Here is an 11,029-nt window from a genome sequence, read left to right as displayed (position 1 = left end):
CCGGGCGGTATTCTGGGAACCAGAACGACGCGGATTCCAGGGCCTGTTCACCACGTCAGCACGTCGCCAGTCAGCGCGTGTCGCCACGCCAGTACGTCAACACGTCACCCACGTAACGACGTTCACGGAGGTCGCCGATGACCGCAGCCACAGCCAGCACTCCGAATCCCCCTCTGCCGCTTGCCTTCCCGTCCGCCTCCGCACCCAGGAGGCGGCTTCCGGCCGGCCGCCCGCGCGAGTGGTATGTCTCGCACAACCGCCAGTTGAAGGCGATGCGCATAGCCATCGCCCTGCTCGACTCGGGTGTCTACACGCCGCGTCAGGCCCGTGACCACACGATCCGCCGCACGGCGGCCCGCATCGGCGTACGGCCGCCGTCCGGCACGACGTGCGGGCTGGTCCGTTCGCTGCTGCCGCAGGGCGCACCCGCCAAGTAGGGCGGGGCCGCGGGGTCTTCCGGCCCGGGATGCTGCCCCCGGTAGGGCGGGGCCGCGGGGTCTTGTGCGCGCCGGGGGCGCTCCCCCTGGCACGGCCGGGGGACCTCCATCCCAGCGGTACTGGGAGGTGCAAGGCGGAGAGTGGTGCACCACCCGGGCCTCCGGGCCCAGGGGGCGAGAGCGCTGGGGCACTCCCCCTCGCCGGCCCCCAGAGCCTCCGGCCTGGGCGGGGTCCCCGGCGCAGCCAGAGCGTGCCCCCGGGCACCCCCGCCCGGACGGAGTCCGGGGCGGGACTTCGCGGACCGTCCTCAGCCGCACCCGCGACGCCGGAGTCAGGCGCCGGGGCCGCTCTCCTCGCGGTCCCGGGCCTGGCTGTCCCGGCCCTCGCGCCATTCGGCCACGACGCCTTCCACGTCGTACGGCGTGAGGTTCAGCGGCGGGCCGGACAGCGGACGCCGGATGGCCTCGCGGATCTTGTCGTTGATCCCGCCGACGATCCGCCGCACCTCCTTCTCCGACCGTGCGCGGGAGGCCGCCTTCAGCGCGTCCTCGGCCTCCTTGCGCAGCGCGAGAGTGGGCGGCAGATGGGACAGACCTTCGTCGCGCATCTTCTGCTTCAGCCACCAGTTCTCGTCGTACGGGGCGTTCCCGTCCCGCAGCGGCCTGCCCGCGCCCGGAAGATCGGCGAAGGCCCCGCGCTCCTCCGCCTCGCGGATCTGCCTGTCGACCCAGGACTCGAAGTTGATGCCCGGCGGCTTCCGTTCGGTCATGGGGCCATTGTCCCGCACCCGGACGGGCGCGGACGTGCGGCGCCAGACCTCCGGCAGGCCCCTGACAAGCGACTTCCCGGAAATTCTTCCGCCGGAATCCCCCATGCCGTAACGGAGGTCACACAGGCGCGAAGACTGGCTGTTCTCTTCCCTCATTAGTCCGCACACGGCGGATCACAGGCTTGATCAGGCTCTGAATGAAGAATTCCGGCATTGACGCTCCCGGAGCCGCTGCCTAACGTCCGGCCCATGACCCCGCGAGCGAGCGCCGACATGATCGATGCGCTGGATCGCCGCATCATCGCGGCGCTCCAGCTCAACGGCCGTGCGCCCTGGGCAGGCATAGCCCGCTGGGCGGAGACGAGCGAATCCACCGCCCAGCGCCGCTTCAACACCCTGCGCGAGCGCAAGCTCCTCCACGTCGTCGGCGCCGTCGAGCTGGACCGCACCGGCGGCGGCTCATCGATGCTGGTGCGCGTGCAGGCGCGCCCCGGCAAGGGGCTGGAGCTCGCGGAACTGCTGGCCGAGTGCCCGGAAGCCCGGTTCCTCGCGCTCGTCACGGGCACCGCCGACCTGATCGTCGACTTCGTCGCCCGCGACAACGAAGAGCTGCTGCGGCTGCTCTACACCGATCTGCCGGGCGCCCACCTCATCGCCGGCACCGAGCACGTCGCCGTCATCCGCACCTTCACCTCGGCGGCGATGTGGGACACGGGGCTGCTGCCCGAGGAGGCGGTGGCCGACCTCCGTCCCGCGCGGTCACCCGCGTACGAGCGGGTCGACTGGGACAAGGCCCCGCAGCCGCTCACCGAACTCGAACGCGCCGTCGTCGGTGAACTCGCGACGGACGGACGGCTTCCCGTCACGACCATCGCCCGCAACCTCGACCGCGGCGAGTCCAGCGTGGCCCGTGCGCTGGACCGCATGGTCGGCCGGGGCTGCCTGCAGTTCCGCACCCTCGCGGAGCCGGCGCTGCTCGGCTACGAGGCCGAGTTCATGCTCTGGCTCTCCATCGACCCCGGACGACTGGAGGCCGCCGGCAGGCAGCTCGCCAAGCATCCGGGGACGAAGTTCCTCGCGGCGGCCACGGGCCGGTTCAACCTGGTCGGCCACATGGTGCTGCCGCGCCGCACCGATCTCTTCCGCTACACCGACGAGGTCATCGGCGCGCTGCCGGGCCTCAACGGCTCGGACGTCACGCTCCATCTCGTCACGCTCAAGGGCGCGTGGACCCGCATGGACCAGTTCGAGGCCTAGGGGTCACCCCTGGCCGACGCCCCGGCCGACCCCCGGCGACCCCGGCACCCCGGCCCCTCCGTACGTACGAGCCCCGAAACCGAGCCCCGATTCCCAGGCCCGATTCCCGAGCCCCTGCGAGGCATCATGTCCGCTCACGATCACCGGTCCACCCCGTCGTGGCAGTGGCCCGAGTCCGTCTGGCGTGGCCACGTCGACGCCGTACGAACCGGGCGCGGGCTGCTCCCGCCCAGCTGGCCGGACGGGGCACGGGCCGCGGTGGCGCTCTCCTTCGACTCCGACCACGAGACGATCCCGCTCCGCGACGGCGAGACCAGCCCCGGCCTCCTCGCGCAGGGCGAGTACGGAGCACGTAAGGGCGCCGGGCGAGTGCTGGAGCTGCTGGAGCGCTACGGCGCGCCCGCGACGTTCTTCATGCCCGCCGTCTCCGCCCTCCTCCACCCCGACGAGGCACGGCGCTACGTGCACGAGGGCCACGAGGTCGGCGTGCACGGCTGGATCCACGAGCGGAACACCCTGCTCGGCGCCGAGGACGAGCAGACGCTGATCCTCCGCGCCCTGGAGACGCTCTCCGACATCACCGGGCGTACGCCCACCGGAATCCGCACCCCCTCCTGGGACTTCTCCGGCTCCACGCTGCAGACGGTCCTCGATCTCGGCTTCCTCTACGACTCGTCCCTCATGGCCGACGACGAACCGTACGAGGTGCTGGCGAACGGCACGGCGACCGGCCTGGTGGAGATCCCCGTGGACTGGATCCGCGACGACGCCCCGTACTTCACGATGGACCGCTTCGGCGCGCTGCGCCCCTACACCCGCCCGCGGGACGTGCTGGAGATCTGGAAGGACGAGTTCGACGCGGCCTACCGCGAGGGCGGGGTCTTCCAGCTCACCCTCCACCCGCACGTGATCGGCCACCGGTCGCGCCTGGTGATCCTGCGCGAACTGCTGGACCACATCGGCGGCCACCGCGACGTCTGGTTCGCCACCCACGACCAGTTGGCCCGCGCGGCACGCGAACAGCTCGCCCGGCCCGCCGCACCCACCCCCGGCACCGCACCGGCCACCGACACCCCACCCACCTCACCGACGGAGCGCCCCTGATGAGCACCGGCACCTCTCCCGCGTCCACCGGTCCCGGCGGCGCACCGCCGCCCACGGGCAGGCTCACGCGCGCCCAGCGCAAGGCGATCCTGGCCGGCACGGTCGGCAACACGGTCGAGTGGGTCGACTGGGCGCTCTACTCGATCTTCGTGAAGGTCATCTCGGAGGTGTTCTTCCCGAAGGCCGAGGGCGCCGTCGCACTGCTCTCCACGCTCGCCGTCTTCGCCGTCGGCTTCGTCGTACGGCCCGTGGGCGCCGCCGTGCTCGGCGCGTACGCGGACCGCTTCGGCCGCAAGAAGGGCCTCACGCTCACCGTCGGGCTGATGGCCGGGGCGTCCTTCGTGATCGCCCTGACCCCCGGTTACGGGACGATCGGCGTCGCCGCGCCCGTCGTGCTGCTCCTGGCCCGGCTTCTGCAGGGCTTCTCGGCGGGCGGCGAGTTCGGTTCCTCCTCGGCCTTCCTGGTGGAGTCCGCGGCGGCCGGGCGGCGCGCGTTCGCAGGGTCCTGGCAGCAGGTCTCCGTCGGCGCGGGCACGCTCATCGCGTCGCTGATGGGCACGGTGCTCACCTCGACGCTCAGCGACGACGCGCTGCACTCCTGGGGCTGGCGCCTCGCATTCGTCATCGGCGGTCTGCTCGGCCTCGTCGGGCTGTGGCTGCGCGTCTCCGTCGAGGACACCGACTCCTTCAACAAGGCGGCGCAGAGCGGACGTTCGCGCCGCAATCCGCTCGCCGCGATGTTCCGCGAACACCCGCTCGCCGCGCTGCGCGTCGTCGGCATCACCATCGCCGGCACTCTCACGTACTACGTGTGGATCACATATCTGCCGACGTACGCGAACCTCGCGACCGGCATACCCATGGACAAGGCGCTGCTGTCGCAGACCCTCTGCCTGGCGATCTTCATCTCGCTGCTGCCGTTCGTGGGGAAGCTGTCGGACCGCATCGGGCGCAAGCCCACGATGGCGGGCTTCGCCGGCGGTTTCGTCGTACTGTCCTGGCCACTGCTGCACCTGCTCAGCAACAGCTTCGCCAGCCTTTTCTTCGTACAGCTGACCGGCATGCTGCTGATCCTCGGCTACTCCGCGAACTGCGCGGTGATCATGGCCGAGCAGTTCCCGCCGGAGGTGCGGGCCACCGGCATCGCACTGCCGTACGCCCTCGCCGTCGCCCTCTTCGGCGGGACGGCTCCCTACGTCACGACCTGGCTCAACGACGCCGGTCACGGCGGGATGGTGTGGCTGTACGTCGCGGGGGCCGCTCTGGTCTCGCTGGTCGTCTACCTGACCATGCCGGAGACGAAGAACAAGGAGTTCGACTGATGGGGCGGGCCCCCGGGTCCAGGCACGTCCTGGTGACCGGCGCGGCCGGAGGCATCGGCCGTGCCGTCGCGGAGGCCTTCGCCGGGGACGCCGGAACCGGGCTGACCCTCGTCGACGTCGACCCCGGCGGGCTCGCCGCGGCGGCGTCGGCGCTGGACGCCGGGCAGGTGTGCGTGGACCTGGCGGACACACGTGGCCCGGGTGAGGCGGTACGCCGCGCCTGGGACTCGCGCGGCGGCATCGACGTCCTCGTCAACGCCGCCGGCATCTACCCGTCGCTCGACATGATCGACGTGGACGCGGACGTGGACGCGGACTGGGACTTGGACGGCGCAGCGGACCGGGAGACGGAAGCGGACTTGGACGGCGCCAGGCAGGAAAGCCCCGCCACCCGTGCCGAAGCAGCCGGTGCCGGACTGTGGGACCGGATCTTCGCCCTCAACACCCGCGCCCCGGCGCTGGCCACGGCCGCGCTGGCCCGCCGCGCGGTGGCGGCGTCCCGTCCGGCGTCGGTTGTCAGCATCTCCTCGGGCGCTGCGCTGCGGGCGCGTCCCGGCGGCGGCCCGTACGCCGCTTCGAAGGCGGCGCTGGAGATGGCGACGCGGGCGGCGGCCCTCGAACTCGGCCCGCACGGCATCCGCGTCAACGCGGTCAGCCCCGGCTTCGTACCGGTCGGCAGCGGCTGCAATCCGGTGGCGCCCCGGTACGCGGCGGCCGTGTCCGCCAACCCCCTCGGCCGGCCCGGCACTCCGCGGGACATCGCGCTCGCCGTGCGCTGGATCGCGGGCGAGGAGGCCGCCTGGATCACCGGCGAGATCCTCCGCGTCGACGGCGGCTCCGGCACGGGCGCGGGCCACCTGCCACGGCTGTGGCCCCCGGAGCCCCCGGAACCGGCGCACGCCACGCACGACGAGACGGAAGGAAGCACCGTATGAGCGGCGACGCGTACACCGTCGTGGGCGGCGGAGCCATCGGCGGCACCATCGCGCACAGCCTCGCCCGCGCGGGTCGTCCCGTCACCGTCGTCGACTCCGACGCCGGGCACGTCGCGGCGATCAGGGAGCACGGCCTGACGGTGGACCACGGCGGCGGCCGCTTCACCGCCGTACGCGTGTCCGCCACGACCCCCGAGGAGTTCGACGACCGGCAGCCGGACGGACCCCCGGACGGCGACGGCGACGGTGACGGCAACAGCGACGGCGGCCCGCAGGACCGGCGGCTGTCGCGTGTGCTGCTCGCCGTCAAGGCGCAGGCCACCGACGACGCGATGCGCTGGATCGCCCCGAGACTCGCGCCCGGCGGTTACGTCGTCTCCGTACAGAACGGCTTCAACGAGGCGCTCGTCGCCGAACACGTCGGCGCTGAGCGCACCCTTGCCGCGTTCGTGAACATCTTCGCGGACGTGACGGCCCCGGGCGTCATCCGGGACGGCGGACCCGGCGCGTTCGTCGTCGGCGAGCCCGGCGGCGCACCGGTCTCGGAGCGCGTCCGCCGGCTGGTCGAGGATCTTCAGGCCTGGGGTCCGGCCCGCGCGACCGACAACGTCGAGGGCTATCTGTGGGCGAAGGCGGGCTTCGGCGCGATGCTCGCGGCGACGTCGCTCGCGGACGACGCGATGGCAGGACTGATCGACCGTCACCGCGGGGCGATGTACGCGCTGGTGCGTGAGGTGTTCGCGGTCGCCGAAGCGCTGCACGTACGGCTGGAGCCCTTCGACGCCTTCGAGGCACAGGCGTTCGGCAGGAACGCTCCCCCGGCCGTACGGGACGCCGCCACCGACCGGCTCACGGCATGGCTGCGCACGCAGCCGAAGGACCGCAGCGGCATCTGGCGCGACATCGCGGTGCGCCGCCGTCCCGTCGAGGTGACCACGCACTACGCCACCGTGTTCGAGGAGGCGGAGCGCGCGGGCATCGCGACGCCCGTGCTGCGTGCCGTCATCGACGGGCTGCGGGAGCTGGAGCAGGATCCCGGCGGAATGTCGGAGTCACGCCTGGACGACCTGGACCGCCTCGCGGCGGCGCACAACCCGCCGTCCAGGGTTGCGAGTCCGGCCCCGGACGGACCTGACCGCCCGGACGCGGTCGCCGCCCCCGGCAGCCTGCCGTCCGCACCGCGGCTCAGCGCGGCCGAGGCCCGCTCCGTACGGCAGTGGCTGGAGACGCACCGCGAGGAGATGGTCCGGGACCTCGCCGCCTACACCGCGCACGGCAGCTCCAGCGACGACCGGGCGGAGCTCGGCAGCTGTCTGGAGTGGCTGCGCGGCTGGCTGGACGAGTCCCTCGGCGCGCCCGGCACCGCGGGGGTCACCGAGGAGCGGCTGGAGCGCGAGGACGCGGGCGACGTCGTCGTACGCCGCTACCCGGCCGCCGGCCACGCACCGGCGGACGCCCACCCGGACGGCGGCGGGGCCCCCGCCGCCGCCACGGCTCTGCCCGTGCTTCTGCTCGCCCACTACGACACGGTGTGGCCCACCGGCACCCTCGCCCGGTGGCCGTTCCGGCGGGACGGCGAGAAGATCACCGGCCCCGGCGTCTTCGACATGAAGGCCGGGCTGGTGCAGGCGGTCTGGGCCCTTCGCGCACTCGACGCGCTCGGACTGCCGCGCCCCGCCTGCACGCTGATGCTGAACGGGGACGAGGAGACCGGCAGCCTCGCCTCCAGCGACGCCATAGTGGCCGAGGCATCGGGTTCGCGTGCCGCGCTCGTCTTCGAGGCGGCGGCCGGCGGCGCGGTCAAGACGGCCCGCAAGGGCGTCGGCCTCTTCCGCCTGACCGTCGACGGCGTGGAGGCGCACGCGGGACTCGACCCCGCGGCCGGAGCCAGCGCCGTCGAGGAGGCCGCTCACCAGGTGCTGCGGCTGGGCGCGTTGAGCGATCCGGTGGCCGGCACCACCGTCAACGTCGGTGTCCTGCACGGCGGTACGCGCAGCAACGTCACCGCCGGGCAGGCCGTCGCCGACTTCGACATACGGGTGGCCTCCACGGCCGAGCAGAAGAGGATGGAGGCGGCGCTCTCGTCCCTCTGCCCGGTGAATCCCCGTACGAAGGTGACGGTCACCGGCGAGTGGAACCGGCCGGTCTTCGAACGCACTCCGCAGGTGGCACACCTCTACGCACTGGCCCGCGCCTGCGCCGGGCCTCTCGGCCTGGATCTGCGGGAGACCTCGGTGGGCGGTGCGAGCGACGGCAACTTCGTGCTCGCGGCGGGCGTGCCCGTGCTGGACGGCCTGGGCGCGGTCGGTGGGGGCGCACACGCCCGCACCGAGCACACGACCGTCGGCGGCATGACGGAGCGCGCCGCGCTCACGGCCGGGGTGCTGGCGGCGTTCGCCGGGTGACGCCCCTTCAGGCCGGGCCGTACGGGGTGGGGTGACCGCACGGGACAGTCCGGGTGCCGGTCCCTCAGATGGTCCCGGCCGCTCGGACGCCCTGCTTCAACCCCCCGCCCCGGCAGTACAGTTGACCCTGCCAAACGGCCGGATCAACGCTGGTCCCGGACCAGGAGGGGGATGTCTGTGAGCAGTCTCAGCAAGGGTCTCGAAAAGGTCGAGGTGACACTGAAGTGGGACCCGAGTCCCATGGGTGCGCCGGTTCATGATCTCGACCTCGTCGCCGCCACCTACACCGGCGACGATCCGCACGGGGACCCCGATTACCTCGTCCACTTCGACAGCCGTTCACCGGACGGCACGATCACGCTCAGCAGGGACAGCCGCACCGGCCAGGGCTTCGGTCCCGACGAGGCCATGACGCTGGAGCTGGAGCGTCTCGCGCCCTCCTACGCGCGTGTCGTCGTGGGCGTGGCCATCCAGCAGGGCGGCGGGCGGACGACGTTCGGCGACGTGTCCAACACCCTCGTGGAGATCTCCGAGGGCTACACCAAACTGGCGGCGGACGACTTCGCGGGAGTGGCGGCCTCGACGGCGGCGACCGTGGCGGAGTTCGTACGCACGGACGGCGGGGCGTGGGAGCTGCGCAACAAGGTCACCGGTTTCGACACCGAACCGGAGTCCTTCGCGAGGGAGATGGGCCGCGGACCCGGCTGACGGGTCCACCCGGTGGCCCGTCCCGGCATGGCCGCCGCGCCATCGCCGCTGCGACGCACAGCCGCGGCTTCTGTGCTGCGGTGCGGCTGCTGGGACAGACTTGCGGAATGAGCGATTCCAAGGGGTCTTCCGAGTCCGCGGCTTCCGGCAGTGAGACCGGACGGACCCCTTGGTCCACCGTCCACCTGCGCCGGTTCCTGCGCACCGAGACGGGCAGCGCGGCGGTTCTGGTGGCGGCGACCCTCATCGCGCTGATCTGGGCGAACGTCGACTTCCACTCGTACGAGCGGGTGTGGTCGACGGAGCTGTACGCCGGCATCGCGGACGAGCGGATCTCGCTCGACCTGCACCACTGGGTGAACAGCGGGCTCATGGCGTTGTTCTTCTTCGTCGTGGGGCTGGAGGCCCGCCGCGAGTTCGACATGGGCGATCTGCGCGAGCGGCGCCGGGTCGCACTCCCCGTCGTCGCGGGGCTCGGCAGCATGCTCGTCCCCGTCGCCATCTATCTCGCGTTCAACGCCGGCCGCGGCTCCGCGCAGGGCTGGGGTACGGCCATGTCGACGGACACGGCCTTCGCACTCGGCATGCTGGCCCTGGTGGGGCCGCGCTTCCCGCGGCGGCTGCGGACGTTCATGCTCACCGTCACCGTCGTCGACGACGTCGTCGCGCTCGCCGTCATCGCCCTGGTCTACAGCGAACACATCGCTCTCGTACCGCTGTTGACGGCCTGCGGACTTCTCGCCCTGGTCCTGACGCTGCGGTACGCGAACGTCACCTCCGGCTTCGTCTATGCGCTGCTCGGCTCGGTCATGTGGGTGGCGATGCTGGAATCCGGGGTCGATCCCATCGTCACGGGCCTGGTGCTGGGGCTGCTGACGTACGCGTACCCGGCGTCGCGTGGCGACCTGGAACGCGCCAGCGGCCTCTTCCGGCTCTTCCGCGAGCAGCCGACCGGGGAACTCGCGCGCACGGCGCGCGTCGGGCTCGTCGCCGCCATCTCGCCCAACGACCGTCTCCAGAACCTCTTCCACCCCTGGACGAGCTATGTGATCGTCCCGCTCTTCGCCCTCGCCAACACGGGCGTGCAGATCACCGGGGAGCTTCTCGCCCGCTCTTTCGCCTCGCCCGTCACCCTCGGCATCCTGACCGGCGTCGTGCTGGGGAAGCCGGCCGGCGTCCTCGGCTTCTCCTGGCTGATGACCCGCCTCAGCGGCGGCCGGCTGCGGCCCTCGGTCGGCTGGGCGGCGGTCGCGGGCGGCGGCACGCTGGCGGGCATCGGCTTCACCGTGGCCCTCCTCATCGCCGAGCTCGCCTTCGAAGGCGAGGAGTTGAACGAGGCGAAGGTCGGCGTGCTGAGCGCGGCGCTGGCCGCCTGCCTCCTCACCTTGGCCGTCTCCCGCGCGACCGCGCTGCTGCCGCACCGTCTCAAGGGCCGCGCGCTGCTGGGCACGTCCGCGCCCCTGACCGATCTGACGACCGGGGTCGACGACGAGCGCGACCACATCCGCGGCCCGTCCGACGCCACGGTCACGCTCGTCGAGTACGGCGACCACGAATGCCCGTACTGCGCCGGCGCGGAACCGGTGATCCGCGCGCTGCTCGGCGGCCGCGACGACGTACGCCATGTGTGGCGGCATCTGCCGCTGACGGACGTCCACCCGAACGCGCAGCTGAGGGCGGAGGCGGCCGAGGCGGCCGGGGCCCAGGGCGCGTTCTGGGAGATGCACGACTGGCTCCTGGCCAACCAGGAGGAGACGAGCGTGGCGATGCTGATCCGCCAGGCCAAGGTGCTCGGCCTGGACACGGACCGCTTCCGTGAGGATCTGCGCAGCCGCGCCGGTGCCGACCGGATCGCCGAGGACATCGAGTCCGCGGACGAGAGCGGGGTGTCGGGCACGCCCACGTTCTTCGTCAACGGCCGCCGCCACCACGGCCCGTACGACAGCGCGAGCCTGCACGCGGCGGTACGAGCGGCGCGGCTGCGCGCCGACATCGGCGGGTGAAGGCCCTGTCGCCGCGTGTCGCCGCGCCTTGCCGCGTGTTACTGCGGCGACGGCCGCCGAGGCGTCCATACGCTGCCAGGACACCCAC

General features: G+C 72.5%; 9 protein-coding genes. 8 read left to right on the top strand and 1 reads right to left on the bottom strand.

Annotation, left to right across the window (positions count from 1 at the left end; all coding sequences use genetic code 11):
- Positions 1-137: 137 nt before the first annotated feature.
- The gene (locus AN215_RS19035; protein ID WP_070011916.1) at positions 138-437 is read left to right on the top strand and encodes a hypothetical protein; all 300 of its coding nucleotides are present in this window, start codon (positions 138-140) and stop codon (positions 435-437) included.
- Positions 438-769: 332 nt separating this feature from the next.
- On the opposite strand, the gene AN215_RS19030 is transcribed toward AN215_RS19035, so the two are convergent.
- The gene (locus tag AN215_RS19030; protein ID WP_070011915.1) at positions 770-1,207 is read right to left on the bottom strand and encodes a DnaJ family domain-containing protein; all 438 of its coding nucleotides are present in this window, start codon (positions 1,205-1,207) and stop codon (positions 770-772) included.
- 273 nt (positions 1,208-1,480) lie between these two features.
- Between AN215_RS19030 and AN215_RS19025 the strand changes: the two genes are divergently transcribed.
- From AN215_RS19025 to nhaA, 7 genes are all read left to right on the top strand, one after another.
- Positions 1,481-2,464 (top strand): Lrp/AsnC family transcriptional regulator, encoded by a 984-nt coding sequence (locus tag AN215_RS19025; protein ID WP_070012103.1) that lies wholly within the window; start codon positions 1,481-1,483, stop codon positions 2,462-2,464.
- A 126-nt stretch (positions 2,465-2,590) separates the two neighbouring features.
- The gene (locus tag AN215_RS19020; RefSeq protein ID WP_070011914.1) at positions 2,591-3,568 is read left to right on the top strand and encodes a polysaccharide deacetylase family protein; all 978 of its coding nucleotides are present in this window, start codon (positions 2,591-2,593) and stop codon (positions 3,566-3,568) included.
- A complete protein-coding gene (locus AN215_RS19015; RefSeq protein WP_070011913.1) occupies positions 3,568-4,890 on the top strand; it encodes an MFS transporter in 1,323 nt (440 codons plus the stop codon). The genes AN215_RS19020 and AN215_RS19015 overlap by 1 nt, the downstream gene beginning before the upstream one ends.
- On the top strand, positions 4,890-5,825 hold the full coding sequence (locus tag AN215_RS28770; RefSeq protein ID WP_079123186.1) for an SDR family NAD(P)-dependent oxidoreductase: 936 nt from the start codon (positions 4,890-4,892) through the stop codon (positions 5,823-5,825). Before AN215_RS19015 ends, AN215_RS28770 begins: the two co-directional genes overlap by 1 nt.
- Positions 5,822-8,230, top strand: coding sequence for a M20/M25/M40 family metallo-hydrolase (locus AN215_RS19005; RefSeq protein WP_070011912.1), 2,409 nt, complete (start codon positions 5,822-5,824; stop codon positions 8,228-8,230). Before AN215_RS28770 ends, AN215_RS19005 begins: the two co-directional genes overlap by 4 nt.
- A gap of 177 nt (positions 8,231-8,407) precedes the next feature.
- A complete protein-coding gene (locus tag AN215_RS19000; protein ID WP_070011911.1) occupies positions 8,408-8,938 on the top strand; it encodes a TerD family protein in 531 nt (176 codons plus the stop codon).
- A gap of 107 nt (positions 8,939-9,045) precedes the next feature.
- The gene (gene nhaA, locus AN215_RS18995; RefSeq protein WP_070011910.1) at positions 9,046-10,941 is read left to right on the top strand and encodes a Na+/H+ antiporter NhaA; all 1,896 of its coding nucleotides are present in this window, start codon (positions 9,046-9,048) and stop codon (positions 10,939-10,941) included.
- The last annotated feature ends 88 nt before the right edge of the window (positions 10,942-11,029 follow it).

This window comes from Streptomyces abyssalis, from assembly GCF_001751365.1.
GTDB lineage: Bacteria > Actinomycetota > Actinomycetes > Streptomycetales > Streptomycetaceae > Streptomyces > Streptomyces abyssalis.
The sequence above is the reverse complement of the archived record's forward strand: the minus strand, read 5'-3'. Positions and strand labels throughout refer to the sequence as shown.

Excerpts from the sequence above, each read along its gene's own strand:
- AN215_RS19025 (WP_070012103.1), top strand. The coding sequence starts at position 1,481 with ATGATCGATGCGCTGGATCGCCGCATCATCGCGGCGCTCCAGCTCAAC.
- AN215_RS19030 (WP_070011915.1), bottom strand. The coding sequence starts at position 1,207 with ATGACCGAACGGAAGCCGCCGGGCATCAACTTCGAGTCCTGGGTCGAC.
- AN215_RS19005 (WP_070011912.1), top strand. The coding sequence starts at position 5,822 with ATGAGCGGCGACGCGTACACCGTCGTGGGCGGCGGAGCCATCGGCGGC.
- AN215_RS19020 (WP_070011914.1), top strand. The coding sequence starts at position 2,591 with ATGTCCGCTCACGATCACCGGTCCACCCCGTCGTGGCAGTGGCCCGAG.
- AN215_RS28770 (WP_079123186.1), top strand. The coding sequence starts at position 4,890 with ATGGGGCGGGCCCCCGGGTCCAGGCACGTCCTGGTGACCGGCGCGGCC.
- nhaA (WP_070011910.1), top strand. The coding sequence starts at position 9,046 with ATGAGCGATTCCAAGGGGTCTTCCGAGTCCGCGGCTTCCGGCAGTGAG.
- AN215_RS19015 (WP_070011913.1), top strand. The coding sequence starts at position 3,568 with ATGAGCACCGGCACCTCTCCCGCGTCCACCGGTCCCGGCGGCGCACCG.
- AN215_RS19035 (WP_070011916.1), top strand. The coding sequence starts at position 138 with ATGACCGCAGCCACAGCCAGCACTCCGAATCCCCCTCTGCCGCTTGCC.